We start from the raw sequence: 24,183 nt of genomic DNA, 5'->3' as shown, positions 1-24,183 counted from the left end.
TTGCCTATTACTTGCTGCACTGCGAGACGACCTGCTGCTCTTCCTCCGAAAGGCTGGGACCGGGGCTGGGAGTCGCAGACGGGGTCGGGGACGGGGACGTCGAAGTCGTGGTCGAAGGAGACGGCTTCGGCGTGGCCTTGGACGTGAGCGAGGTGCTGGTGGTTCCCGTGGTGCCACCGGGCTTGCCGGCGGCACTCTCGCGCTCGGACTCCTTCTTGCACGCGGAGGCCTGCACGGCGAGGTCGGCGATCTTCTTCTGGGCGTCCTGGAGACCGCCCTCGGCGATCGTCGCCTTGACCTGCTTCTGCTGGTACGGCGGCAGGTACTTGAGTTCGATGTCGGGGTGGTCCTTCTCCACCTTCGACAGCGAGACCCAGGCGAGATCCTGGCTGATGCCCCGGTACAGCGCGACGTGTTCGCCGTTGGCGCCGACGAAGTACTGCGTCTGTGTCCAGCGCCAGCCGCCGTACAGGCCGCCGCCGATGACCGCGAGCGCGAGCACGGTGTAGAAGGATCTCTTGAACCACTTGCGGCCCCTGGAGGGCTTCACGAAGTCGTCGTCGGAGTAGTCCCCGAAGCTGCCCTCGGGGGCGTAGCCGGTGGTGTCTCCGGAGCCGGGCGGGCCGAACTCGCCGCCCCCGCCGTTCTGTCCGGGCACCTGGCGGCCGAGCCCGGAGGCGCGGCCGGCCGGGGTCTGCATGATGCCGTTGTCGTGCTGGTGGAGCTGGTTCTCGGCGACCGCGCCGACGATGACCGGCGTGTCCGACAGCTGCGCGGCGAGGGTGTCGCCGGTGTCGAGGTCGAGGACGTCGGCGATGATCACCGTGATGTTGTCGGGGCCGCCACCGCGCAGCGCGAGCTGGATCAGCTCCTGCACGGTCTCCTGGGGGCCCTGGTAGCTGGCGAGGGTGTCCTCCATCGTCTGGTGGGAGACGACTCCTGACAGCCCGTCGGAACAGATCAAGTACCGGTCGCCGGCGCGGACCTCACGGATCGACAGGTCCGGCTCGACGTGGTCGCCACTGCCGAGCGCGCGCATGAGGAGCGCGCGCTGCGGGTGAGTGGTGGCCTCTTCCTCGGTGATCCGGCCCTCGTCGACCAGCCGCTGCACCCAGGTGTGGTCCTGGGTGATCTGGGTCAGCACGCCGTCGCGCAGCAAGTAGGCGCGGGAGTCGCCGACATGGACGAGGCCGAGGCGCTGCCCGGTCCACAGCAGGGCGGTGAGCGTGGTGCCCATGCCCTCCAGCTGGGGGTCCTCCTCGACCATCATGCGCAACTGGTCGTTGGCCCGCTGCACGGCGGTGCCGAGCGAGGTGAGGATGTCGGAGCCCGGCACGTCGTCGTCGAGCGAGACGATGGTGGAGATCACCTCGGAGGAGGCGACCTCACCGGCGGCCTGGCCGCCCATCCCGTCCGCGATCGCGAGGAGGCGTGGACCGGCGTAGCCGGAGTCCTCGTTGCCCTCGCGGATCATGCCTTTGTGCGATCCGGCGGCGAAGCGCAGTGACAGACTCATGCGCACCTCGCCCGTCGGCTCCGGGTACATCCGCACGGTGCCCACCCTCCGGTCGGGAGCGCGCCGGGGTCCGCCAGGCGGTCCGCCGCTGCGTGCTCGCTCCGCTCGCTCATTGTCTGTACTACTTCCGCAGCTCGATGACGGTCTTGCCGATGCGGATCGGCGCGCCCAGCGGAATCGGTGTGGGGGTCGTCAGCCGGGACCGGTCCAGGTACGTGCCGTTCGTGGATCCGAGGTCCTCGACGATCCACTGGCCGTCGCGGTCCGGGTAGATCCTGGCATGGCGGCTGGACGCGTAGTCGTCGTCCAGCACGATCGTCGAATCGTGCGCCCGGCCCAGGGTGATGGTCTGGCCCTGGAGCGCGACGGTGGTGCCGGTGAGGATTCCCTCACTGACGACGAGTTTGGTGGGGGCGTTACGGCGCTGCCGGCCGCCCCCGCTCGGCTGCTGCTGGCGCTGCTGCGGAGGCGCCGCCTGCCGGGCGGCCTGCTGCTGCGGTCGTCCGGCTTCCCGTCGCGAGCCGCGCTGTGTGACACGCGTTCCGAACAGGTCGCTGCGGATGACCTGCACGGCCACGATCACGAACAGCCACAGTACGGCCAGGAAACCCAGCCGCATGACCGTGAGGGTCAGCTCTGACATTGCCCCCGCTTCACCCTTCGGCTTGCCGGTAAATGATGGTGGTGCTGCCCACGACGATCCGCGAGCCGTCGCGGAGCGTAGCGCGGGTGGTGTGCTGCCCGTCCACCACGATGCCGTTGGTGGACCCGAGATCCTGGATCACCGAGGGCGTTCCGGTCCGGATCTCACAGTGCCGGCGGGATACGCCGGGGTCGTCGATCCGCACGTCGGCTTCGGTGCTGCGGCCCATCACCAACGTCGCGCGGGAGATCTGATGGCGGGCGCCGTTGATCTCCACCCAGTACCGCATCCGCACCCCGGCCGCCGGGGCGGCGGGCGCGGGCTGGAGGTACGGCGCCGAGCCGCGGCCGCCGGGCGGCGGTGCGGCCGGCATGGGAGGCGGGGCGCTCGCGGGCGCGGCGGCGGCGGCCGGATAGCCGTAGCCGCCGGGCCGTCCCGCTGCCGGCGGTGCCGCCGGAGCGGGGGTGCCGGGAGCCTGCTGGTTGGTGGAGGAGGCGAGCGTACGGCTGCGCACCCGGTACAGACCGGTGTCGAGGTCGTCCGCCTTCTCCAGATGGACCTTGATGGGTCCCATGAAGGTGTAGCGCTGCTGCTTGGCGTAGTCGCGCACCATGCCGGCGAGCTCGTCACCGAGCTGGCCGGAGTAGGGGCTGAGCCGCTCGAAGTCCGGCGTGCTCAGCTCCACGATGAAGTCGTTGGGTACGACGGTCCGGTCGCGGTTCCAGATCGTCGCGTTGTTGTCGCACTCCCGCTGGAGCGCGCCGGCGATCTCGACGGGCTGGACCTCGGACTTGAACACCTTGGCGAAGGTGCCGTTGACCAGACCTTCGAGGCGTTGCTCGAACTTCTTCAGGACTCCCATGGGGCACCTCCTCCGTCGTTGCCGCACTGGCTGTCGTACCGACCGCCGGGCCGGCTGTCGTGGTGATTGTCGTGCTGACTGCCTTGGTACTGCTTACTGATCGTATCCACGCGCCGGTAAATCGGCTGGTTCCCCCTTGTCGGCCCGGTCGAACTCCTTCTGCCACTACTCCTGTCAGTACTCCTGCCCAGGATCGTAGAGGGGGCCGCAGACAAGTGTCCCGCACCTGACTGTGGACCTTGGCCGCCTCCTGGGGAGATGGCTGTTACCGGTACGAGGTTGATACGTGAACCGGTCCACGTTGATACGTAGGGGGGGCGGTGGGGGTGTTCGGTGAGTGTTCGACGGCTGTTCGCCGGGTGGGGCCGGGGTCGCGGGAGGAGCGGGTGAGGAGGGCAGGTGAGAGCCGATGGAGGGTGACGGGGGCCTCGCTCGGGGGGTTCTGCTCAGGGCGGGCGGAGGGTCCTGCTCAGGGGAAAGGGATGTGAATCCACCCCGTGCACCGTGCTAATCTTCTGCATGTCGGAAGGCGCCAGCCCCTTGCGGGAAGGGCCCGAGGACACACCCAATGCGCGGGTGGCGGAATAGGCAGACGCGCTGGATTCAGGTTCCAGTGCCCGAAAGGGCGTGGGGGTTCAACTCCCCCCTCGCGCACAGAGAGAAACCGACGAAACGGGCTCTCGCCAGTGACGGAAGTCATGGTGAGAGCCCGTTTCTCGTTTGTGTGCCGGGCTATGGCTCGGACGAGGACGCGGCAGGGCCCCGGCGGTGAGGTATCTCACGGTCGGGGCCCTGCTTCGTTGCTGCTGGTTGTTTTCCGGGTGGTGCTGGGGTGGTGCCGACTGGGGTCAGGAGGCCGGCGCCAGATGTCCGGTGGGTGTCCAGACCTTGCGCTCTGCGGTCTTCCGCCTGTGATGCGTACGACGGCGGGGACGCTCACCGCCGAGTGCGAGCGTCTCAAGCCACTTCTTGATCTTGCGGCGGTTCGCGTGGGCGAGTTGGAAGGCCAGGAGGATCGTCTGGGCCGCGATGCCGCGGATGCGGCGTGAGCCTGCGGCTTCGATGCCTTCGGCGAGGGGATTCTTGGCGTAACCGTTGTAACCCTCGACGCTGTTGCGGAGCCGGAAGTAGACCTTCTGCCATTCCGGACCGCCGTACTCCAGGACCTGCCACTGCTTGGCGCCGGCTTCCGGGCTGACGGTGACGGCGTTCTGGCGGCAGACCTTGACCGGGCCCGCTGGGCTGGGTTTCGGGTCGATAAGGGGGAGGTGGATGCCGCGACCCAGGGTGTGGGGCTTGATGAGGCACTGGGCCTTTCCCGCTTCGGCGGGGCACATCATCCGCTGGAAGCCGTCGTCATCGGCGTTCTGTTTCGGCATGAGGCGGTAGCCCCGGCGGGCGGCGATCAGCCGGACCCAGGTCTCCCGGTCGATGCGTTCGGCGTACAGGTCGATGGTGGCGTTGATCAAGGGCTTTGGCATGGAAGGGCAGTACCAGCGGCCCTCGACGAGGATCGCGCCTTCCGTTCCTCCCTGCTTGCCGAGCTGGTCTCCCCGGTAGTCGTAAACGGGCTTGTAGCCCATGGCCCGGACAGGGATCTGCCACTCCGTGGGCTCGGAGTTGTTGTAGGCGCGGTCGCCGGCGAGGTAGCCGGGTTTGTATCCACGTTCCTGGAGCCGGTCGAGGATCTTCATGCCGTTGTAGGCGGGGCGTTGCCCGGGTTTGTCGAGGGCGACACCGAGGACGAGGGCCGGGAGGACGTCGGGGTTCGGGGTGCCGTCGTCGAGGAGCACGGCGTCGTGTTCGGTGTCACGGGTCACGATGAGGTGGGCGTCGTAGCCGTAGAGATACTTCTTCTTGAGCGAGGTCTTCATCTTGCGCTTGGAGGTCGGGGCTTTGCCCTTCTTGGCGGGCTGCGGAGGCGGGCGCATGGAGTCGGAGACCGATGCATCGGGGTCCCGGTGGTCGCCGTCGCGTACGTACCAGCCGGCGTCGGGGTCGGTGGCGAGCTCGGGCCCGTTCGTGGCACGGCCGCGGGAGAACGTGCGGACAGGGGTGGCGTCGATACCCATGGAGACCTCCGCCAGCTCCGCCAGGAGGCTGTGGAGAGGGCGTACGGAGGCGTCCAGGACGAACTCGGTGAACAGGGCCAGACGCCGCTCCCGTTCCGCCAGCTCGACGACATCGGCTGCCGCCGTCAGCGCGTTCGCCTCCTCGCGTGAGAGGTGCCCGTTGGGCGGCAGCGGGGACGGGTTCATCGCGTCTTTCATCGCGTGGAAGATTCGCCGGACCACGGCGTATGCCGCCTCGAATCCCTGGTCGTGGTCTTCGTACTCGGATATGTCGAGCCGGGCGCGCAGTCGCGGGCTGATGCGGAAGTACAGGATGTCCGTGACCCGTTCCAGGACGATCTTGCCGCCGGTGTCCTGGGTGCAGATCTGGAGGCCGATCAGGAGGTTTCTGAGGTGCAGGGTGCGGTGGCGGCCTCGCGGGAGGTGGACGAACTCCTCCAGCAGGGGGACGAGTTGGCTGTTGTCGACTTCCTCGATCGCGGCCTCGACGTCGGCGTCGTCGATGAACCGGCGCTCGGTGCGCATCGCCAGGAGGCGCTCGTGGCGGTCGCTCGGCTGACTGCGTGGCGCTGTCATTGGCTGCCTCGTAGCAGGCGGGCGGCTTCTTCGGCGGGGACGGGTCGCAGGAACGGCAGGATGCGGGAGAGGCCGTGGAGGGTGTCGACGCCGGCCGCCGCCACGATGACGGTGATGGGAAGCCGCTCTTCGAAGAGTTCGGCCAGCCACGTGGCTCTGAGGCGGCCCATGACGAGGCGCGGGACGTTCGGGCTGGGCTGGGCGCGGGCCAGGAAGTTCGTGACGGTGTTGGTGCCGCGGCTGTAGGAGTTGGGGCGAAACAGATACTGCGCGGCGCCCGCCGTCTCAAGACGGTCGGCAGCGGAGGCCAGGACCCCCTCCCAGGGACGGCGGCAGAGGATTTCCCGCTTCCGGGGGCCGCGAGTGGCCACGACGACCGGGCCGCTACCTCCTGGGGCTCTGCGGACGTCGTGGACGCGCAGCGGGATGATCTCCGGTGAGTCGAGGCCCACACCGAGCCCGAGTGCCATGAGTGTCTTGCAGCCCCAGCGAAGTTCCTCGGTCGGCTGTCCGTCGACCCAGCCCCACAGGTCCGCGAGCTCGGTCCGGCTGTACGGGCTGTTGGGAACCGAGGCCGACAGCTTGGCGGGTTTCCCGGTCCTGCATTCGCCGCCCAGGACGATTTCGCTGAGCCGCAGGAGCCTGGTCCGGTAGTTGCCGCGGGTGCCGTCCTTCACGGTGGGGCAGCCGACCGCGATGAACCTCTCGATCACCTCCCGGGAGAGCCACACCTCGGCCTTTTCGGGAAGGCCCTCGCCGTTGCAGAAGAGCGCCAACTGAGCCAGCGCGGAGAGCAGTTCACGGGCTTGGTAGGGCAGCAGGGGATCGGCGAGGCGGATGACACGGCGCACTTCGTCGCCGACGCGGCTCCACCCCGCGGGGGAGCCGGACGGGCCGTAGGCATCAATCCGCTGACTCATCACATGTCGCCAAACCAACACCCCAGCCGGAGGGATGTTATTCGAATAACATGTAGCCGTGGCAGCAGCCGCGCGCGACCGGGGAGGACCGGATGGGTCAGACTTCACCTCATGCCCCAAGGAGATGCCCGCCGACTGCCGCCGCGCGCGTACCGCGCCGGCGGTGTGTGGCCTGAGGCCGTCATGGAGGAGCATCACGGGGCGCGGGTCGCCCAGGCCGTGGCTGCCCGGCTCAAGGCCGCGCTCGAACAGCGGGGCTGGTCCGTCGCCCAGTTGTCGCGCGAGAGCGGTGTCGCCCGCTACACGATCGCCAAGGCGCTCGCCGGTGAGGCGTGGCCCGACCTGCTGACCATTGCCAACCTCGAAAAAGCGCTGGATTGCGATCTGTGGCCGGGGCGGAATGTGTGAAACGGGCCGCTGCGGGGAGCCGCCGGTATACGGACGTGGGGCACGGAATGGCTGTTCGAAGGCGAACATCGCGGCGGTCATCCCTTCGGGCGAAGGGCAGGACCATATTTCGTCGTGCGCTACCGGCGGCCCTCGGCCGCTCGTAAAATGCAACGTGACGAACTGATCCGGCGCTGTGGAAGGTTCTAGGTGGGTTCGTCGCCGTTGGCCGTCACCTTGGACTGGACTCCTTGGTGGCGGCCTTCTTATGTTTAAGGCTGCTGAGGTGGTGCGTACTGGTAGAAGGCGTTCGGGAGCTTGATCAGAGATCCGGCCTTTGCCAGTTCATCCGCTGCCACGCGAACACTCTTGATCTTGTGCGCTTCGTTGAGGGCGTTGGCTACTTCCAGTGCTTTCCACTGCCGCATAGGGTCCTGGGCCATGAGCCGCAGGATGCGAGTCTTACGGGGCGCGACCTGAAAACCGCTGGCTGCTGCCGTCGTCTCGGCGTCTTCGGAGTCGGTGTCGGGCTGGCGCTGCTCGGGGATGCCTGTTGTCCGCCACTCGTCTGCGATCTGCATCTGCTTCTTTACCTGACGTACGAGGCGAAGCTCTTGGCGGACCTTGAATGTATCGCGCTGCAGTTCGACCTCCTTCTCCTCCAGGAGCTGGATGTACTTGTCGGGATTCCCGGCTACTTCTTCCCATGGAAGGGTTTCGATCATTGCAGAACCCTACCTATGAGAGTGCATAAGTTACCCCGATCGCAAGGGGTGCTTCACTCGAAGTAGCGACAAGGTCAATTACCTGTCGGGTTACCTGCGCGAACGTTATCGAAAATTCCCGTTTTGTTATCCAAGGCCTGTCTGGGGTGGAGGAACGTTTCGCTGTCTCGCTCGAAAGGCAGGACTGCTTCGTCCGGCTTGCATTCCCTGTCCTGTGGTGCGGAGGTAATTTCCGCAAGGGGAATTACCTTTTGTTTCATGCTTCTCTGTTCCCTGAGCCGGTGATCCCTGTTCTTTCCATCGTGCATGGAGAGGTAGCCCTGTCGTGGGGCCTGTGTCGTGAGTGTCATGGCCGGGGTCAATTGCTCTGTCAGGCGGTAGGGCGCGTTGGGAAGGGGCCTCTGTGCTTGCCATGGGTAATGGGTGGCTGATCCGGAGGCTCTGGTGGGCGTAGGACTTGTGCCTGGACAGGGCCGGCCAGCGCGGTGGAGGTCCGCCTGAGCTGCGCATGCAGTACATGGGGTTGCACGGCATGGAGAGCAGTGCATCCAAGGCGGCGACGGAGCTGGTTGCTCGGCACAAATGCGCTGACCTGGCGTACCGGGTTCTTCCGTAGGGTCTGTCAGTCTCGCCCTGGTATCTCGCAATCCCTGGGCGAGGAGGGTATGCACCCAGGGCCGGAAGCTGCCCTTGATTGCAACGGGTAGCGGATGACGGAGACAGGGCTGTGGAGGGAAGAACGGAGTGGATAGCGACGCTTCGGAGGGCCGTCCCTGACTACAGGGCGCGGGGAATGGCCAGGCTCAGCAGCACAGGGATGTGCGCCGGTTGTGGTGGCGTCGGCTCCTGCGCAAGTACCCCGTGGCGAGTGGGACCTGTCCGGCTGGGATGCCGAGACACGCACAAGGGAAGCCGGCAAGGGAGACACGCATGGGGGGATCTGTGTCTCTCAGGTCCTGTGTGTTGCCCTCAGATGCTCGGCGGGAGTTCCGTCCAAGGCGTGCTGCAGGTCTTGTCCTGATTGAGCGCGCAGTGCAACGCGCTGGTGGTGACCAGGCCGCGGGATGCGGTCGCGGTGGGAAACAGGTACGTGAAACCGACCAGTGTGCGCTCGCCCGCCGAACCTCTGAGGGGCCCTGTCATGCCCCTGAACGCTGCTCCCCGGCACGGCACGGTCTGTCACGCGCCGTCAGCGTCGAGCAAGCTGTACGCGAAACGAAGATCACTTGTCCGGGCAACGACGTCATCCGCGTGAAATGCCCCCGGTCGCCGGACCTTCGCCGCGTCGCGAAGTTACCGAATCGGGAGCTGTGATTCAGGGCAGCGGCTGAGTTTTCAGGCGCAGGCCACGCCCTCCCCCGCACGGAGGTGCCGGACCGCCGACGCGCGGGTCGGTCGGCCCGCCGCAGCTCAAGTGGTACAGCGGGCATCGAGCCCGACACTGCCGTCCGATGGCGTCGAGCGCGAGACGAAATACGAAGAAGGGCGGCACACACATGGCACAGGAACCCTCGCGGGCACAGCAGTTGCTCGGTGACCTCGCGCCGAAGATGGTTCAGTTGACCGACGACGTGCTGTTCGGTGACGTGTGGAAGCGCGAGGGCCTGTCCCCGCGGGATCGCAGCCTGATCACCGTCTCCGTGCTGGCTGCGACATACCGTCCCGAGCAGTTGAACAGCCATCTGCGGCTGGCGCTGGAGAACGGGCTGACCAGGGACGAACTCGTCGAAGCCCTTACCCATCTGGCCTTCTATGCCGGATGGCCGAGCGGGATGGGCGCGCTCACCCAGCTCAAGGCCATCGTCGAAGACGAGACGAAGTAGCGGGGCCGGGGTCCCATGAGGTTCCTCGACAGGAAGCCCTCGGCCAAGGCCCCTGTGGAACGGTTCACCGGCGAAGTGTGGGTGGACACGATCACGGAGGCCCAGGCGCCTTCACGAGTGCGGGCGGCCGTGGTGCGGTTCGCGCCCTGCGCCCGTACCGCCTGGCACCGGCACACGCTCGGGCAGACCCTGCATGTCACCGAGGGCGTCGGCCTGGTGCAGAGCCGCGGTGGCGAGGTCCTGGTGATGCGGCTCGGCGACACCGTCCACACACCCCCGGGCGAATGGCACTGGCACGGTGCCGCCCCCGACCACTTCATGACCCATCTCGCCCTGTCGGACAGCACGGGAGATCCCGCCGTGCCCGACGTCGAGTGGGGCGAGCACGTAAGTGACGACGAGTACGAAGGAAACGGCCGTGAAGCGTAGAGACATCGTCATGGGGCTCACCGCGGCCGCCGCGGTACCGGCGGTCGGACTGGCCACCGACGCGCAGGCATCCGGAGCGGGCGGAGGCCGGGGTGGTTCCGCACCGCTGACGATCCAGGAACAGGGCGGCTTCGCGGTCGGCGGCACCGTGATCACCACACCCGGGACCTTCGATCCCCGCAACCCGACCAACCCCGCCGGCCAGACGCTGCACGGCGACCACGCCCGTGTCTTCTTCCAGAAGCCGGTGCGCGCACGCACCCTGCCGCTGGTGCTGTGGCACGGCTACAAGCAGTCCGGGACCGGCTGGGGAACCACTCCGGACGGGCGCGAAGGCTTCCAGACCCTCTTCCTGCGCCGCCGGTTCACCGTGTACACCCTCGACCAGCCGCGCCGGGGCAGTGCCGGGCAGACCACGGTGAGTACCGCCACCGATGCCTCGACGTCCGACCAGTGGTTCTACAACCAGTTCCGGTTCGGCCTGTGGCCCGACACCTACCCGGGCGGCCAGTTCCCGCAGGGCCCGGAAGCGCGCGAGCAGTTCTTCCGGTCGATGCTCCCCGACACCGGCCCCATCGACGGCGAGGTCCTCGCCGACGGAGTCTCGGCGCTCTTCGACGAGATCGGCCCGGGCATCCTCATCACCCACTCGCACGCCGGCGGCTTCGGCTGGCACACGACGATGAGGAACAAGAACATCAAGGCCGTCGTCGCGCTGGAGCCGGGCAGCGGCTTCGTCTTCCCGGAGGGCGAAGTACCCGACCCGATGCCGAGCTCCGCGGGCACCCTCGCGGGCGAGGCCGTACCGCTGAAGGACTTCCAGCGGCTGACGAAGGTCCCCATCGTCGTCTACTACGGCGACAACATCCCGATCGAGCCGACCGACATCGCCGGCAGGGACAACTGGCGCGTCCGGCTCGCGATGGCCCGCCTCTTCGTCGATGCCCTCAACCGCCACGGCGGCGACGCCACCCTCGTCCACCTCCCGGAGATCGGCATCACCGGCAACTCACACTTCCTCTTCTCGGACCTCAACAACATCCAGATCGCCGACCAGATCTCCGACTTCCTCGCCAGGAAGGGCCTGTCCCGATGACCCAGAACGACGCCGTCACCACCCAGAAGGTCAGCTTCCCGCACGGCACGCACCAGGTCGTGGGCAACCTCTTCCTGCCCCCGGGCTTCGACGAAAGCAAGACCTATGCCGCCATCGTCGCCACCCACCCCTTCGGTGGCGTCAAGGAGCAGACCTCCGGCCTGTACGCCGAGAAGCTCGCCGAACAGGGCTTCATCACCCTGGCCTACGACGCCTCCCACTACGGCGAGAGCGGCGGTGAGCCGCGCCTGTACGAGGTCCCCGGCGACCGAGTCGAGGACATCCGCTGCGCTGTCGACTACCTCAGCAACCACACGCAGGTCGCCCCGGACCGCATCGGCGCCCTGGGTATCTGCGCGGGCGGCGGCTACACCGTCAACGCGGCGCAGACCGAGGCGCGGATCAAGGCCGTCGGCACCGTCAGCGCGTTCAACGTCGGCTCGGCCCGCCGTGAGGGCGTGCCGCGCGGGCTGTTCTCCGAGGAGTTCCGCGTGCAGCGGCTCAAGGAGATCGGCGAGCAGCGCACCAAGGAGGCGGCGGGCGTGCCCCTCCGCATGATCAACTTCGTGCCCGCGTCCGCCGACGAGATCACGCCGGACACACCGGAGCTGTACCGCGAGGGCTACGACTACTACTGCACCCCCCGCGGGCATCACCCCAACGCGCCGGGGAAGTACGTCTTCACCAGCCTGGACAAGCAGATGGCGTTTGACGCCTTCACCCACGTCGAGTCGATCTCGCCGCGGCCGCTGCTGATGATCGCCGGCTCCAAGGCGGACACCCGCTACTTCAGCGAGGAGGCCGTCGCCCAGGCGAAGGAGCCCAAGGAGGTGTTCGTCATCGACGGCGCCACCCACATCGACCTCTACGACAAGCCGGAGTTCGTCCCGCAGGTCCTCGCGAAGCTGACGGACTTCTACGCCAAGTACCTCTGATCCGAACGGTTCACGAAAGCCGTGGCCCGCCTCGCGTTGTGTGACGTTATTCCTGACGGGGCGTCACACTCGGTGAGGCGGACGCCATGTGGACTAGAAGGTACTCGGGTCCGTGCAGACATTCAGCTGTGAGGAACCCGCCCGTCGTGCCTCGCCCCGGCACGCTGGCCACGCAGGGGTCACCAGGTTGTCGCCACGGAGCGCAGGGCGATCCACTCTTCGCCGCCCCGGGCCCAGTCCATGATGAATTGCAGCGGCCAGTCGGCGTGGGTGCCGTAGACCGTCGCTTCGGTGACGATGCGGCCGACGAGGCGGGCAGAGTCGCCCTCCACGTCGACGGTGACGTTCTTCTCGGTCACGCGGTGGTAGACGAACTGGCCGGCCCGCATCTGGGACAGCCACTCGGCCTTGGGCTGCTGGTATCCGGTGATGTGCGTAAGGGTGAAGCCGTCGTCGAGCAGGTCGTCCAGGGCGTCGGTGTCGCCGTCGGCCATCGCCCGCAGGTGGGCGCGGTAGGCGGCCAGGACCTCGTCGCGGGCGTTCGCGTCCGGGGATACGGGCATGGTTTCTCCTGTCCTGATGGGGGTCATTCGGCGGCCGGCCGTCGGGACAGCCGTACTTCCTCCAGATCGAGACGGCGCTGGACCTGGCGCAGCACGGTGTCGTCGATCTCGTGGTCGTCGCGGAGGCGGAGCACTGTGGCGCGTTTGTGGGCCAGCAGGGCCAAACGCAGTGCGGTGTAGTGCCGGTCGTGGCGCAGGACGTCCTCGTCCTCGTCGTCGGTCTCGCCGTCCCCGGCACGGACGACGAGCAGGTGGGTCTCGTACTCCTCGCGCATGCGTTCGGTGACCGCCGGGTCCGTGTTCAGTTCCTCGGCGAGCGCGGGGAGGGCTTTGAGGGCCTCCTCCGTGGCGGTCGTTTCGGCGAGGAAGCGCTCCTCCTCCACCGAGGTGTCGCGTGGCAGCCGGGCCCAGCGCACCACGGCCGGAAGCAGCAGTCCCTGCAGGACCAGGGTGGTGACGATGACTCCTGAGGTGACGAAGACGATCGTGTCCCGGTCCGGGAAGGGCACGCCGGAGTCGAGCGCCGTCGGCACCGAAAGGGCCACGGCCAGTGAGACCGCGCCTCGGAATCCGGCGATCGAGGTGACCACCCGGGCGCGGTAGTTCATGCGGCGCAGCCGCTGCTGGGGACGGCGGTCGAGGAGGCGGATCAGGTAGGGGACGGTGAAGTTGAAGGCGAAGCGCGCGGCGATGAGGACGGCGGAGACGGCCGCGACGGCGATGAGGGCGCGGGTGAGGTCACTGCCGTGCAGTTCGCGTACGGCCGCCTGTGCCTGCAGGCCGACGAGGACGAACAGGGAGCCGTTGAGCAGGAAGGTGGCCAGCGACCAGAACTCCTCCGCCTGGCGGCGCATCGCGGCGGCGGCCATGCGCGGTCCGGCCTGGCTCATGATCAGCCCGGCGGAAACGGCCGCGAGGACGCCGGAGGCGTGGATGAGTTCGGCGAGGAGATAGGCGGTGAAGGGGGTGAGGATCATGGCGACGTTGCCCAGCAGCGGGTCGTCGAAGACCCGCCGAGCCCTGATCACCAGCCATGCGATGAAGGCTCCGGCCGCGGCTCCGCCGAGGTAGGAGACGGCGAACAGCCAGGTGACGTGCGGGAGGGTGAAGTGTTCGTCGCCGACCGTGATGCCGACGGCCAGCCCGAACACCACCAGCGCGGTGCCGTCGTTGATGAGGCTCTCGGCGCGCAGCAGGGTGACGTTGCGGCGGGGCAGTGCTTTGGCGAGGACGCCGACGGCGGTCGCGTCGGTGGGGGCCACGGCCGCGCCCAGCACCCATGCGGGTCCCCAGGCCAGGCCCAGTTGGTGTGCCACGGTTGCCACCGCGCCGGCGGTGCCGATGACCAGCACGGTGCTCATCAGGATGATGCCGCGCAGATCGCGCCGGATCTCCCGCAGGGAGGTGGTCAGGCTCTCCCAGTACAGCAGCACCGGCAGGAAGATGAGCAGCACCGCCTCCGGCGGCAGTTCCACCTCGCGCAGCGCGGGCACGAAGCCGAGCAGTGCGCCGAAGAGCAGCAGCATGACAGGTGGGGCGATCCGGTAGCGGTCACCAGCGGCGTTGCCCACGAGCACCGCCACGCCAAGTACCACGACGAGTTCGAGACCGATCACGGGATGTCTTTCAGCCGGGTCAGGAGTCGGATGACCGACCGCGCGCGGTCGAGGGAGCCGGAATCACGGCGTCCGACCGTGGTCGGAGTGAGGGGTTCGCCGGGTGACTGAGCGGCATGGGCGTCGACAGTGCACATTTGCTTTTCTCCTGCGGCGTTCAGCGAGGCAGGAGCCGCATGGTCGTCGAGCCCGCGGTGGAGCTCGTGATGCGCTGGATGGTGTTGGCCGAGTAGCGCCCGTACTTGCTGCGGTATGCGGCGTCGACCGCGTCGTTGATCTCGCCGTCGACGTCCTCGAACGCCACGTCCTTCTCAACCCCGCCCGCTTCGACACGGCCCTCGTGACGGGCTCGGGTGCCACGGAACCAGGCCGAGGTGGGGCCGTTGACGGAACGGACGTAGATGCCATCGCCCACGCGCACGACCCAGATGGTGCGCCGGCTGCCCAGCTCGCCGTCCGGCCGCCGGGAGGCGACATCCAGTTCCTCGGCCGCTCCGACCCGGTCGAGTTCGTCGTCGGTCCAGGGAGCGGTGGTGGTCATCCGGTCATCTCCTCGGTTCTCGTGCGGCTGTGTCTGCGGGGCGGGCAAGGGACACGGGGAGGCGGATTCCTGCGGGTGCAGGAGGATCTTCAACGAGCATCGAGCCTGGTCACTGTTCTCGCACCACGGCAGACCGTGCCATGCCGGGAATCGACGTTCCAGGGTGTGTCAGGGCCCCTCACGCGGCACCCCGTACGAGGGCTTCGGGGGCGCGGCTCCTCGTACGGGGTGGTCTCAGGTCGACGTGGCCGTGGCCGCGGGTCAGGCCAGCGTCGAGGTGTCGATGACGAACCGGTAGCGCACGTCGGAGGCGAGAACACGCTCGTACGCCTCGTTGATCTTCTCCGCCGGGATGACCTCGATCTCGGAGCCGATGCCGTGCTCGGCGCAGAAGTCGAGCATCTCCTGGGTCTCGCGGATGCCGCCGATCAGGGAACCGGCGTAGGAGCGGCCGCGCATGATCAGCGAGAACACGTTGAGCGACAGCGGCTCGGCGGCGGCGCCGACGTTGACCAGGGCGCCGTTCACGGCCAGCAGGCCGAGGTAGGCGTCGAGGTCGAGCTTCGCGCTGACCGTGTTGACGATGAGGTCGAAGGTGCCGGCCAGCTGCTCGAAGGTCGCCGGATCGCTGGTGGCGTAGTAGTGGTCAGCGCCCAGGCGCAGGCCGTCGTCCATCTTCTTCAGCGACTGCGACAGCACGGTGACCTCGGCGCCCATCGCGTGTGCGAGCTTCACGGCCATGTGGCCGAGTCCGCCGAGACCGATGACGGCGACCTTCTTGCCCGGGCCCGCGCCCCAGCGCCGCAACGGGGAGTAGGTGGTGATGCCCGCGCACAGCAGCGGGGCGGCCTCGTCGAGGTTGATGCCCTCGGGAATCCCTACGACGAAGTCCTCGGTCACCACGACGTGGGTGGAGTATCCGCCCTGCGTGATCGTGCCGTCCTTGTCGACGGAGCCGTAGGTGAGGGTGTTGCCCTTGAGGCAGTACTGCTCCTCGCCCCGTAGACACGACTCGCACTCACGGCAGGAGTTGACCATGCAGCCCACGCCGACCCGGTCGCCGACCGAGTGCCGGGTGACCTCGGCACCGACCTCGGTGACCACGCCGGCGATCTCGTGGCCCGGGACCAGGGGGTAGGTCGACGGGCCCCACTCGCTGCGGGCGTTACTGATGTCGGAGTGGCAGATGCCGGCGAACTTGATCTCGATGAGGACGTCGTGTGGGCCGACGTCACGACGCTCGACGGTGGTCGGGACCAGGGGTTCGGTGGCGGATGTGGCGGCGTACGCGTTGACGGTGAGCATGGTTTCTCCGGTCTGGTGGTTCTGGTTCAACTGCGGTTATCCGTAAGGGAATTCGGTCAGCGGGGTTCGAGACGCATCGTGGTGGAGCTCGCCTCGGCGCTTGTGATGGCCTTGACGATGTACGCGGCGTAGTGCCCGTACTTGGTCCGGTAGGCGGCGTCCACGGCGTCGTTGACCTTGTCGTCGGCGTCGATGATCGTGACGTCCTTGGCGACCCCGCCAGCCTGGATACGGCCTTCCTGGCGGGCCCGGGTGCCGCGGTACCAGTCGGAGCCGGGGCCGTTGACGGAGCGGACGTAGATGCCGTCGTCGACCCTGACCACCCAGATCGTCCGCCGGCTGCCCAGCTCGCCGCCGCGCCGCAGGGACGCGATCTCCAGTTCCTCCGCGCGTTCGATGCTGTCGAGCTCCTGGCTCGTCCAGGCCGATGTCGCCGATGTCGCGGTCATGAGGTCTTCTCCTTGAGGAGTACGGAGGCCGCCGCGGTCAGGACCACCAGCAGTGCGGCGATCAGGAGGCTGGTGCGTAGTCCGTGCAGGAAGTGGGTGTGGTTCGAGACCAGCGCGCCGAAGACGGCCACGGACAGGGCGCCACCGAGCTGGCGGGAGGCGTTCAGTACGCCGCTCGCGGTGCCCGCGCGCTGGGCGGGAATCCGGTCGAGGAGCAGCGAGGTCACCGCCGGTACGGCGAGGCCGCCGCCGGTTCCCACCGGGATCATCAGCAGGACCAGCAGCCAGGCGGGCGCCGACGCCGGCGGAACGCAGAGCATCACCAGGCCTGCGGCCATCAGGAGCTGCCCCGTGATGATCGGCATGCGCGGCCCGAATCGCGCGGCGAGTCGGGCGGCCGTCGGGCTGACGACCGCGGTCAGCAGCGTCATCGGCAGGAACGCCAGCCCGGTGGCCATCGGCGACAGGTCCTGTTCCTGCTGGAGGTACAGGCCGAGCAGGAAGATCATCCCGTAGAAGCCGACGTTGAGCGCGAACCCTATGGTCGCCGAGAGCGCCATCGTCCGGGCGCGCAGGAGCTCCAGCGGCACCATCGGGTTGCGGCCGCGCGCCTGGGCGACCAGGAAGACCGCCGCGGCCGTCATGGCGACGGCCAGTGCGAGCAGCACGCGCGGCGCGCCCACACCGACCGCGCCGGCCTCGATCGCCGCGTACGTCAGGCCGCCCATGGCCGCCACCGCGGCGATCTGCCCGGTCCAGTCGAACGGGGCGTCACTCTGGCGGGGCGAGCGGGCGGTCCGGGTGAGCATGAACAGTGCCAGTACACCGACCGGCAGATTGACGAAGAAGATCATCCGCCAGTTGAGTTCGCTCAGCACACCGCCCAGCACCGGTCCGGCCGCGGCGCCCACCGAGCCGCCCATCGCCCACACGGAGATCGCCCGGGCACGCGCGGCCGGGTCGGGGAACGCCTCGCGGATCAGCGCGAGCGAGGCCGGCACGATCACCGCGGCGCCCGCGCCCTGCACCAGCCGCGCCAGGATCAGCACGCCCAGGTCGGGTGCGAAGCCGCAGGCCGCCGAGGCGACGGTGAACACCACGAGCCCGGCCCCGAACGCCTGTCGCGCACCGATCCGGTCGGTCACCGACCCCGCGGACAGCAGCAGCGCGGCGAACATCAGCGTGTAGCCGTCCACCACCCACTGCAGTCCCGTCATCCCGCCGCCGAAGCCGCGCCCGATCTCGGGCAGCGCGACGTTGACGATCAGGGCGTCGAGCGTCATCACGAAGAAGCCGAGCAGTGCGGCCGCCAGGGCCCACCGGGCACCGTTCGCGGTGCGGGGCTGCCCGGCGGCGGTATCGGCCGGCGCCGACGGCTTGTCCGATGCGACAGAACTGGACACGGGTGGATCTCCTGATGAGGAAACGATGGGGTGGTAGCGGAATGGGTTCTTCGAACCGTCATCCAGCCTGCTCGCCGGACGTCTCGCGTGGCAGGCCGAGCTGTGCCGGGGAGCGCTGTTCGGGGGTGTGACAGGGCCCCCCAGGTCCAGCCCATGGATCCGTCCTGACCGCCCTGACACACTGGCCGCATGGCACGTGAGCAGCGCAACGGCAGCGACGGCACCGAACTGGGGCGCTTCCTGCGCGCCCACCGCACCCGCGTGACACCCGAGCAGGCCGGTCTCAAGGCCGGCCCCGGCCTGCGGCGCACGCCGGGGCTGCGTCGTGAGGAGCTGGCCACCCTCGCCGGGGTGAGCATCGACTACTACACGCGCCTGGAACGGGGCAAGGAGTCCCACCCCAGCCCCTCCGTCGTCGACGCGCTCGCCCGTGTCCTCTTGTTGGACGAACACGCCCACGAGCACCTGCGGGACCTCGCGGTGTGCGCCGCCCGCCCCACCACGGCCGAGCCACCGACGGCGCCCACTTCTTCGGTGGGGCCCGGGGTCGGGCTGCTGCTGGAAAGCCTGCGGCCCCACCCCGCGGTCGTGGTCAGCCGCACGATGGACCTGCTCGCGTGGAACCCGGGCGGGCTACGGCTGTTCGTGGGCATGGAGCAGTGGCCGGTCGAGAAGCGGAACGTCGCACGCTGGGTGTTCCTCAGCCCCGGCGCCCGCACCGTGTTCGACCACTGGGACGAGCAGATCCGCGCGTGCGTGGGGCGCCTGCGAGCCCTGGCCGGCACCGACCCGGATGCCCCCGACCTCGTCGGGCTCGTCGACGAACTCCTGGCCGAGAGCCCGGAGTTCGTACAGCTCTGGGACCGCTACGACGTACGGGCGCACACCCACGGCACCAAGACCTTCCACATCCCGGACGTCGGTACCCTCACCCTCGACTACCAGTCCATGCAGTTGGAAGGCTTCCCGGGCCACCGGCTGGTCGCCCACTACGCCGAGCCCGGCACCCCCGACCACGACAAGATGGTCCTGCTGGACATGGTCGCCACCGGGTCGGACGGGCCGGACGCCAAACCCGCCGAAGAGCAGCGGAACTGACGACCGACGGGGGCTCTCGACCGGGTCAGGGCTGGATCAGGACCTTCAGAGCGGTCCGGTCGGCCATGGCCCGGTAGCCGTCCGGTACGCCGTCGAAGCCGACGGTGTGATCGAAGACTCGGCCGGGATCGACCGTGCCGTCGAGGATGTCGGGCAGCAGTTCCTCGATGTAGGCACGCGCCGGGGCGGCACCGCCCGTGACCGTGATGTTGCCCATCATCGATTCGAACCCGAGCGGGATCTCGGTGTACTGCGCGACACCGAGCCGACTGATCACACCACCATGACGGACGATGCTCAGCGCCGTGTCCATCGCCTCCGTGGCACCGACGGCCTCGATCACCGCGTGCGTGCCGTCGCCACCAGTCAACTCCCGCACCCGCTCGACGCCTTCCTCGCCGCGCTCGGGCACGATGTCGGTGGCGCCGAAGTCGCGGCCCAGGTCGGTACGGTCCGTGTGCCGCCCCATGAGAATGATTCGCTCGGCACCGAGCCGCTTGGCGGCCAGCACCGCGCACAGTCCGACCGCACCGTCACCAATAACAGTGACGGACTTGCCGGGGGCCACCCGGGACGTCACGACTCCGTGGTGGCCGGTGCAGTACACGTCCGACAGGGTCAGCAGGGACGGCAGCAGAGCCGAGTCCTCGGCCACCGGCAGCTTCACCAGCGTGCCCTGCGCCTGCGGCACGCGGACGGCCTCGCCCTGGCCGCCGTCCACACCGTTCGGGCCCCACTGGCCGCCGTGACGGCAGGAGGTCTGCAGGCCTTCGCGGCAGAAGTCGCAGGTGTTGTCCGCCCAGACGAAGGGTGCGACCACCAGGTCACCGCTCGTCAGCCCGGACACGTCGGAGCCGACGTCCTCGACTACACCGAGGAACTCGTGTCCCATGCGCCGGCCCTCCTCGGAGGCGGGCATCGAGCCGTACGGCCACAGGTCGCTGCCGCAGACGCAGGAGCGAACGACGCGTACGACGGCGTCCGTTGAGTTCTGGATCTTGGGGTCGGGTACGTTCTCGACGCGGACATCGCCGGCGCCGTACATCACTGTTGCTCGCATGAGCCTTCTCCCAGGGTGTGATGGTGCTGATCAGAAATAGCGGCCTCCGGTAGGCACGGGAAGCGCATTTAGTTCGGCGAGGTCCGCGGCGCCCAGCTCGACATCCGCCGCCCCGGCGTTGTCCGCCAGGTACTTCGGCGTCTTGGTTCCGGGGATGGGGATGACGTACTCCCCCTGTGCCAGCACCCACGCCAGCGCCACCTGCGCCGGAGTCGCCCTCATGCGCTCGGCGATCTCCCCCACCCGTTCGGCGATAGCCAGGTTGGTGTGCAGCGCCTCCTGCTGGAAACGGGCCAGGCCTCGCCGGAAGTCGTCCTCGGGCAGGTCGTCGTGGGACGAGAACCGGCCGGTGAGGAACCCCTTGCCGAGGGGCGAGTACGGCACGAACGCGATGCCCTGTTCCTGGCAGTAGGGCAGCACCTCCGTCATCCAGTCCCGAGTCCACAGCGACAGTTCGGACTGCACCGCCGTGATCGGGTGGACGGACTGCGCCCGCTTGATCTGCTCGACGCTCACCTCGGACAGGCCGATGGCGCGGGCCTTGCCCGCCGCGACGGTCTCGGCCAGGGCGCCCACGCTCTCCTCGATCGGCACCTGCGGGTCGGTGCGGTGCAGGTAATAGAGGTCGACGTGGTCGGTGCCGAGCCGGCCGAGGCTCTCGTCGATCGAGCGGCGGATGTGCTCAGGGCGGTTGTTGAGGCCCATCACGGGGTTGCCCTGGGCATCACGGGTGAGAGCGCCGACCTTGGTCGCCAGCACCGCCTGGTCACGACGGTTCCTCAGCGCCCGGCCGAGGAGTTCCTCGTTGGTGAACGGGCCGTAGACGTCGGCCGTGTCAAGCAAGGTCATGCCCAGGTCCAGGGCCTGATGGATCACCGAAATCAGCGTGGCCTCGTCGCGCGGGGTGGCCTGGTCGTAGCTGAAGCTCATGCCCATGCAGCCCAGGCCGATGACGCCGACCTCAGGTCCGTCGGGGCCGAGAGTGGTGGTGCGCATGTGCCCTTCCTCCGGTTCGTCCTTCGGATTCGCCGTTCAGCGGGTACTGCTGCGCGGCGCGTTGTACTCGGCGTCGTCGACCTTCTCCAGCCAGGTCGTCTCCGGGCCGCCGTCGCCCGCGCCCTCCCACATCGCGAGGTGAGTCATGAAGTGGTCGGAGGTCGCACCGTGCCAGTGCTCCTCGCCCGGCGGCGTGTGGATCGTGTCGCCGGGGTGAGCCTCGATGACGGTGCCGTTGCGCGTACCGATCAGGGCGGTGCCGGAGACGATGTGCAGGGTCTGGCCCATCACGTGCGAGTGCCAGTCGGTGCGCGCGCAGGGCGAGAAGCGCACCATGTTGGCGCGCATCCGTGAGGGCTCCTCGCCGGCGTGGATCACGTCGAACCAGACGTCCCCGGTGAACCAGTCGGCGGGTGCTTTGACGGTGGGCTGCTTCTTCAGGATTTCCAACGCTCTGCTCCTTGCTGTCCTCGACGATGTCCTTGAGTTGCACGATCGCGCTCATGGCGTCGAGCCGCCCGGCGTAGGACGCCGAACGGAAATCTCCGATGACATCGACCCTTCCCCCATCACCCGCGGCGTGGCAGGGCGGGCTGTGCAGGGGAGCGGTATTCAGGGGTGTGACAGGGCCCCCCACGCATATGCCGAGGAGGCGGTGGGGGCCCGCAGACTGGAAGACATGAACAGCGAGCAGCGGAACGGCGGGGGCAACGAGCTGGGGAGCTTTCTACGCGCCCGCCGGGCCCGCGTGACCCCGGAAGAGGTCGGCCTGACGGCCGGTTCCGGCCTGCGCCGTACGCCCGGGCTGCGGCGCGAGGAACTGGCCACCCTGGCCGGGATCAGCATCGACTACTACGTCCGCCTGGAGCGCGGCAAGGAGACCCGGCCCAGCGCGTCCGTGGTCGATTCCCTCGCCCGCGCCCTCCTGCTGGAGGACGACGAGCACGAGCACCTGCGCAGCCTGGCCGCCCGCGCCGCGCGCAGTGCCCCCGAGCCGCCCGCCGCCCCCAGCCGCACCGTCCGGCCCGGCGTGAAACTGCTCCTGGAGAGCCTGCGCCCCCACCCCGCGCACGTCGTCAGCCGTACCAACGACCTGCTCGCCGCCAACCCCGGCGGAATGCGACTCCTTCCCGGTATCCAGGACTGGCCGGCCAGAGAGCGCAACATCGCCCGCTATCTCTTCCTCCACCCCGCCTCGCGTGACCTGTTCCACGACTGGAACATCCAGGTCCGCGGCTGCGTGGCGCGGCTGCGCGCTCTGGCCGGCACCGATCCCGACGCCCCGGACCTGACCCGGCTCGCCGGTGAACTCCTCCTCAAAAGCCCGGAGTTCGCCCGCCTGTGGGAGCGCTACGACGTCAAGGGCCACTCCCACGGCCGCAAGACCTTCCACCACCCCGAGGTCGGCGACCTCACCCTCGGCTACCAGTCCATGGAGCTGGAAGGCACCCCCGGCCACCGCCTGGTGACGTACTACGCCGAGCCGGGCAGCACCGATCACGACGCGATGGCACTGCTCGACCTGCTGGGGTTGGAACAGCCCGCCAAGGGGACGTCGGCAGGCGACGACCGGTCGACGACTGAGGCGGGGCACCCCGCCTCGCCCTGACAGTCGAACGCTGGTGGTCCTGTTGCCACCCGCTCCGCTTCGGACGCTCACGGGCCCGACGACGAGTTCTACGGCCATGACGCCCGCCCCGCGCCCCGGCCGATCGGCCATCCTTCGCGCGCCGGAAACCGCCGCACCGCGCTGTGTCCGACTCCGGCCGGACGAGGACGACGATGTGAGCGTCGTCGACGGCGGAGGCCTCATCGAGAGCCGCAACGTCCTCGGCACCTCAACAACCACGGCCCCAACCGGGCGCGGCACAGCAGTCGCCAAGACCGCCACGCCGCCGCCTCAGTTCTCCCTGCGCGGCACTCTCGATCGACGGCTCATGCGCCGGGACCGTACAGGCCGAACCGCCCCACCCGGACTGCGGGCCCGGATCAGGGCGGATCGGCGGCCGTGGCTCTCAGCTCGCTATGGCGTCGTCAGCTCACCGGCGCGCAGGGCCGCGGTCACGCCGCCGTCCATCAGGAGGTCGGCTCCGGTGATGAAACCGGCGTCACGGCCGAGCAGGAAGGCGGCGGCCGCGGCGACCTCCTCGGAGGTGCCGAACCGCTTGGCCGCCGAGGTCTCGCGCACCTTGTCGAACCACTCGCGGCGCGGGCCGGAGAGCTCGTCGAGAGCCAGTGGGGTGATGATCACGCCGGGGCTGACGGCGTTGACGCGGGCGCCGCGCTTGCCCCACGCCGCGGCGGCGGTCTGCACACGCAGCGAGTTGGCCCGCTTGGACATGGCGTAGGCGTGGACGGACGAGCCGAGCTGCTCCGGCTGCAGGAACGGCAGCGCGAGCAACTGTGAGGTCTGGGTGGTCGCGAGCGCGTGCTCGATCTCGGGTGCGTAGGGGCTCTCCCGGTGCCCGGCCATGCTGGCGACCACGATGCCGGCCCCGCCGGGCGCGATCACCTGGGCGAAGGCGTCCAGGACATACGCCGTGCCGAGCAGGTCGACGTGCAGCAGCCGCTCGATGGTCGCCTGGGTGGGTGAGACGCCTGCGGCCTGGATCACCTGGGTGACCGCGCCCATCCCGGCGGCCGTGGCGGTCAGCGCCTCGACCTGGGCCAGGTCGGAGATGTCGGTGGTCTGGACGGCCACGTCGTAGCCCTCGCCGCGCAGTTGCTCGGCTGCGACCTGCGAGGCCTTCTCATCGTGGGCGGCCAGCAGCAGGGTGCGTCCGGTGCCGACGCGGCGTGCGATGGCCAGGCCGATGCTGCCGGGGCCGATGACGACGACGATCTCCTTGGCGGGCCTGTTGTCCGTGCTCATGTTTCGGCTCCTTGATTCCATGTTCTCGGGGTGGGTTCGGGTGCCCGGGACAGGGCGCACGGACCGGCCGGCTGCTCGTCGCAGGCGCAGTGGATCCGGTCAGGACGCGGAAGCGGCGAACAGAGCGGAGAAGTCGATCTTCCCCCTACTGCAGTTTCGCGTCGCGGGACTCGACGAACCCACCAAGCGGAACCGTTGGCGGCTGTCCACGAGGGTGGGCAGCTAGTCGGGCACGGCCAAGTCGGCGGCGTTCGATGCGATGTCCCCGCGCCGGCGTTGTGCGAGCACACGCGATG

General features: G+C 68.7%; 24 protein-coding genes and 1 tRNA gene. 8 read left to right on the top strand and 17 right to left on the bottom strand.

The features are described from left to right. Positions 1 to 7 precede the first annotated feature (7 nt). From OG714_RS25740 to OG714_RS25730, 3 genes are all read right to left on the bottom strand, one after another. On the bottom strand, positions 8 to 1,546 hold the full coding sequence (locus OG714_RS25740) for a Stp1/IreP family PP2C-type Ser/Thr phosphatase (protein ID WP_406131947.1): 1,539 nt from the start codon (positions 1,544 to 1,546) through the stop codon (positions 8 to 10). A gap of 91 nt (positions 1,547 to 1,637) precedes the next feature. After that, positions 1,638 to 2,159 carry an FHA domain-containing protein gene (locus OG714_RS25735; RefSeq protein WP_384158059.1) on the bottom strand — a complete coding sequence of 174 codons (522 nt, stop codon included), beginning with the start codon at positions 2,157 to 2,159 and terminating at the stop codon, positions 1,638 to 1,640. Between the two features lie 10 nt (positions 2,160 to 2,169). Beyond that, complete coding sequence (locus OG714_RS25730; protein ID WP_406124414.1) at positions 2,170 to 3,021, bottom strand: FhaA domain-containing protein; 852 nt, start codon at positions 3,019 to 3,021, stop codon at positions 2,170 to 2,172. A gap of 570 nt (positions 3,022 to 3,591) precedes the next feature. On the opposite strand from OG714_RS25730, the gene OG714_RS25725 reads away from it, so the two are divergent. Further along, a tRNA-Leu gene (locus OG714_RS25725) sits at positions 3,592 to 3,675 on the top strand. 194 nt (positions 3,676 to 3,869) lie between these two features. Here the strand turns inward: OG714_RS25725 and OG714_RS25720 are convergent. Both OG714_RS25720 and OG714_RS25715 read right to left on the bottom strand, forming a co-directional pair. Next, positions 3,870 to 5,669: a hypothetical protein gene (locus OG714_RS25720; protein ID WP_406124413.1), complete on the bottom strand. Its 1,800-nt coding sequence runs from the start codon at positions 5,667 to 5,669 to the stop codon at positions 3,870 to 3,872. Continuing rightward, on the bottom strand, positions 5,666 to 6,589 hold the full coding sequence (locus OG714_RS25715) for a hypothetical protein (RefSeq protein ID WP_406124411.1): 924 nt from the start codon (positions 6,587 to 6,589) through the stop codon (positions 5,666 to 5,668). The genes OG714_RS25720 and OG714_RS25715 overlap by 4 nt, the downstream gene beginning before the upstream one ends. A gap of 111 nt (positions 6,590 to 6,700) precedes the next feature. Here OG714_RS25715 and OG714_RS25710 point away from each other — a divergent pair, with 111 nt between their 5' ends. Next, complete coding sequence (locus OG714_RS25710) at positions 6,701 to 6,997, top strand: helix-turn-helix domain-containing protein (RefSeq protein WP_406124409.1); 297 nt, start codon at positions 6,701 to 6,703, stop codon at positions 6,995 to 6,997. A 251-nt stretch (positions 6,998 to 7,248) separates the two neighbouring features. Here the strand turns inward: OG714_RS25710 and OG714_RS25705 are convergent, their stop codons facing one another. Continuing rightward, positions 7,249 to 7,701: a hypothetical protein gene (locus OG714_RS25705; protein WP_406124408.1), complete on the bottom strand. Its 453-nt coding sequence runs from the start codon at positions 7,699 to 7,701 to the stop codon at positions 7,249 to 7,251. Positions 7,702 to 8,670: 969 nt separating this feature from the next. After that, positions 8,671 to 8,844, bottom strand: a complete 174-nt coding sequence (locus OG714_RS25700; protein WP_406124406.1) for a hypothetical protein — start codon at positions 8,842 to 8,844, stop codon at positions 8,671 to 8,673. A 353-nt stretch (positions 8,845 to 9,197) separates the two neighbouring features. Between OG714_RS25700 and OG714_RS25695 the strand changes: the two genes are divergently transcribed. From OG714_RS25695 to OG714_RS25680, 4 genes are read left to right on the top strand one after another with little or no spacing between them, the layout of a single operon-like run. After that, positions 9,198 to 9,524 carry a carboxymuconolactone decarboxylase family protein gene (locus OG714_RS25695; RefSeq protein WP_406124405.1) on the top strand — a complete coding sequence of 109 codons (327 nt, stop codon included), beginning with the start codon at positions 9,198 to 9,200 and terminating at the stop codon, positions 9,522 to 9,524. 15 nt (positions 9,525 to 9,539) lie between these two features. After that, entirely contained in the window at positions 9,540 to 9,953 is a 414-nt protein-coding gene (locus tag OG714_RS25690) for a cupin domain-containing protein (protein ID WP_406124403.1), read from the top strand. Beyond that, positions 9,943 to 11,049 carry an alpha/beta hydrolase gene (locus OG714_RS25685; protein ID WP_406124401.1) on the top strand — a complete coding sequence of 369 codons (1,107 nt, stop codon included), beginning with the start codon at positions 9,943 to 9,945 and terminating at the stop codon, positions 11,047 to 11,049. The genes OG714_RS25690 and OG714_RS25685 overlap by 11 nt, the downstream gene beginning before the upstream one ends. After that, positions 11,046 to 11,984 (top strand): alpha/beta hydrolase, encoded by a 939-nt coding sequence (locus tag OG714_RS25680; protein WP_406124400.1) that lies wholly within the window; start codon positions 11,046 to 11,048, stop codon positions 11,982 to 11,984. The genes OG714_RS25685 and OG714_RS25680 overlap by 4 nt, the downstream gene beginning before the upstream one ends. Positions 11,985 to 12,163: 179 nt before the next feature. Here the strand turns inward: OG714_RS25680 and OG714_RS25675 are convergent, their stop codons facing one another. The 6 genes from OG714_RS25675 to OG714_RS25650 all read right to left on the bottom strand — a co-directional run bounded on the left by OG714_RS25675 (position 12,164) and on the right by OG714_RS25650 (position 17,861). Next, entirely contained in the window at positions 12,164 to 12,547 is a 384-nt protein-coding gene (locus OG714_RS25675; RefSeq protein WP_406124398.1) for a nuclear transport factor 2 family protein, read from the bottom strand. Positions 12,548 to 12,570: 23 nt separating this feature from the next. Then, positions 12,571 to 14,163, bottom strand: a complete 1,593-nt coding sequence (locus tag OG714_RS25670) for a Na+/H+ antiporter (RefSeq protein WP_406124396.1) — start codon at positions 14,161 to 14,163, stop codon at positions 12,571 to 12,573. Between the two features lie 157 nt (positions 14,164 to 14,320). Then, complete coding sequence (locus OG714_RS25665; RefSeq protein WP_406124394.1) at positions 14,321 to 14,704, bottom strand: DUF2255 family protein; 384 nt, start codon at positions 14,702 to 14,704, stop codon at positions 14,321 to 14,323. 261 nt (positions 14,705 to 14,965) lie between these two features. Beyond that, positions 14,966 to 16,009: an NAD(P)-dependent alcohol dehydrogenase gene (locus tag OG714_RS25660; RefSeq protein ID WP_406124392.1), complete on the bottom strand. Its 1,044-nt coding sequence runs from the start codon at positions 16,007 to 16,009 to the stop codon at positions 14,966 to 14,968. Between the two features lie 56 nt (positions 16,010 to 16,065). Then, positions 16,066 to 16,458: a DUF2255 family protein gene (locus tag OG714_RS25655; protein ID WP_406124390.1), complete on the bottom strand. Its 393-nt coding sequence runs from the start codon at positions 16,456 to 16,458 to the stop codon at positions 16,066 to 16,068. Then, complete coding sequence (locus tag OG714_RS25650) at positions 16,455 to 17,861, bottom strand: MFS transporter (protein WP_406124389.1); 1,407 nt, start codon at positions 17,859 to 17,861, stop codon at positions 16,455 to 16,457. Before OG714_RS25650 ends, OG714_RS25655 begins: the two co-directional genes overlap by 4 nt. Before the next feature lie 189 nt (positions 17,862 to 18,050). Here OG714_RS25650 and OG714_RS25645 point away from each other — a divergent pair, with 189 nt between their 5' ends. Further along, positions 18,051 to 18,959: a helix-turn-helix transcriptional regulator gene (locus OG714_RS25645; protein WP_406124388.1), complete on the top strand. Its 909-nt coding sequence runs from the start codon at positions 18,051 to 18,053 to the stop codon at positions 18,957 to 18,959. Between the two features lie 25 nt (positions 18,960 to 18,984). Here OG714_RS25645 and OG714_RS25640 read toward each other — a convergent pair whose 3' ends face one another. The 3 genes from OG714_RS25640 to OG714_RS25630 are packed head-to-tail and all read right to left on the bottom strand — an operon-like array spanning position 18,985 to position 21,465. After that, positions 18,985 to 20,019, bottom strand: a complete 1,035-nt coding sequence (locus OG714_RS25640; protein WP_406124386.1) for a zinc-binding dehydrogenase — start codon at positions 20,017 to 20,019, stop codon at positions 18,985 to 18,987. A gap of 30 nt (positions 20,020 to 20,049) precedes the next feature. Next, positions 20,050 to 21,015 (bottom strand): aldo/keto reductase, encoded by a 966-nt coding sequence (locus tag OG714_RS25635; protein ID WP_406124384.1) that lies wholly within the window; start codon positions 21,013 to 21,015, stop codon positions 20,050 to 20,052. A gap of 36 nt (positions 21,016 to 21,051) precedes the next feature. Next, a complete protein-coding gene (locus OG714_RS25630; protein ID WP_406124382.1) occupies positions 21,052 to 21,465 on the bottom strand; it encodes a cupin domain-containing protein in 414 nt (137 codons plus the stop codon). Positions 21,466 to 21,694: 229 nt separating this feature from the next. Between OG714_RS25630 and OG714_RS25625 the strand changes: the two genes are divergently transcribed. Beyond that, the gene (locus tag OG714_RS25625; RefSeq protein WP_406124380.1) at positions 21,695 to 22,624 is read left to right on the top strand and encodes a helix-turn-helix transcriptional regulator; all 930 of its coding nucleotides are present in this window, start codon (positions 21,695 to 21,697) and stop codon (positions 22,622 to 22,624) included. Positions 22,625 to 23,038: 414 nt separating this feature from the next. Here the strand turns inward: OG714_RS25625 and OG714_RS25620 are convergent, their stop codons facing one another. Beyond that, complete coding sequence (locus tag OG714_RS25620) at positions 23,039 to 23,887, bottom strand: SDR family oxidoreductase (protein WP_406124378.1); 849 nt, start codon at positions 23,885 to 23,887, stop codon at positions 23,039 to 23,041. Positions 23,888 to 24,183: the final 296 nt, after the last annotated feature.

This window comes from Streptomyces sp. NBC_00989 (genome assembly GCF_045162655.1).
Taxonomy (GTDB): domain Bacteria; phylum Actinomycetota; class Actinomycetes; order Streptomycetales; family Streptomycetaceae; genus Streptomyces.
The sequence above is the reverse complement of the archived record's forward strand: the minus strand, read 5'-3'. Positions and strand labels throughout refer to the sequence as shown.

Coding starts and splice junctions, on each gene's coding strand:
- OG714_RS25740 (WP_406131947.1), bottom strand. CDS start 1,546: ATGTACCCGGAGCCGACGGGCGAGGTGCGCATGAGTCTGTCACTGCGC.
- OG714_RS25735 (WP_384158059.1), bottom strand. CDS start 2,159: ATGTCAGAGCTGACCCTCACGGTCATGCGGCTGGGTTTCCTGGCCGTA.
- OG714_RS25730 (WP_406124414.1), bottom strand. CDS start 3,021: ATGGGAGTCCTGAAGAAGTTCGAGCAACGCCTCGAAGGTCTGGTCAAC.
- OG714_RS25720 (WP_406124413.1), bottom strand. CDS start 5,669: ATGACAGCGCCACGCAGTCAGCCGAGCGACCGCCACGAGCGCCTCCTG.
- OG714_RS25715 (WP_406124411.1), bottom strand. CDS start 6,589: ATGAGTCAGCGGATTGATGCCTACGGCCCGTCCGGCTCCCCCGCGGGG.
- OG714_RS25710 (WP_406124409.1), top strand. CDS start 6,701: ATGCCCCAAGGAGATGCCCGCCGACTGCCGCCGCGCGCGTACCGCGCC.
- OG714_RS25705 (WP_406124408.1), bottom strand. CDS start 7,701: ATGATCGAAACCCTTCCATGGGAAGAAGTAGCCGGGAATCCCGACAAG.
- OG714_RS25700 (WP_406124406.1), bottom strand. CDS start 8,844: ATGACAGGGCCCCTCAGAGGTTCGGCGGGCGAGCGCACACTGGTCGGT.
- OG714_RS25695 (WP_406124405.1), top strand. CDS start 9,198: ATGGCACAGGAACCCTCGCGGGCACAGCAGTTGCTCGGTGACCTCGCG.
- OG714_RS25690 (WP_406124403.1), top strand. CDS start 9,540: ATGAGGTTCCTCGACAGGAAGCCCTCGGCCAAGGCCCCTGTGGAACGG.
- OG714_RS25680 (WP_406124400.1), top strand. CDS start 11,046: ATGACCCAGAACGACGCCGTCACCACCCAGAAGGTCAGCTTCCCGCAC.
- OG714_RS25675 (WP_406124398.1), bottom strand. CDS start 12,547: ATGCCCGTATCCCCGGACGCGAACGCCCGCGACGAGGTCCTGGCCGCC.
- OG714_RS25665 (WP_406124394.1), bottom strand. CDS start 14,704: ATGACCACCACCGCTCCCTGGACCGACGACGAACTCGACCGGGTCGGA.
- OG714_RS25660 (WP_406124392.1), bottom strand. CDS start 16,009: ATGCTCACCGTCAACGCGTACGCCGCCACATCCGCCACCGAACCCCTG.
- OG714_RS25655 (WP_406124390.1), bottom strand. CDS start 16,458: ATGACCGCGACATCGGCGACATCGGCCTGGACGAGCCAGGAGCTCGAC.
- OG714_RS25645 (WP_406124388.1), top strand. CDS start 18,051: ATGGCACGTGAGCAGCGCAACGGCAGCGACGGCACCGAACTGGGGCGC.
- OG714_RS25640 (WP_406124386.1), bottom strand. CDS start 20,019: ATGCGAGCAACAGTGATGTACGGCGCCGGCGATGTCCGCGTCGAGAAC.
- OG714_RS25635 (WP_406124384.1), bottom strand. CDS start 21,015: ATGCGCACCACCACTCTCGGCCCCGACGGACCTGAGGTCGGCGTCATC.
- OG714_RS25625 (WP_406124380.1), top strand. CDS start 21,695: ATGAACAGCGAGCAGCGGAACGGCGGGGGCAACGAGCTGGGGAGCTTT.
- OG714_RS25620 (WP_406124378.1), bottom strand. CDS start 23,887: ATGAGCACGGACAACAGGCCCGCCAAGGAGATCGTCGTCGTCATCGGC.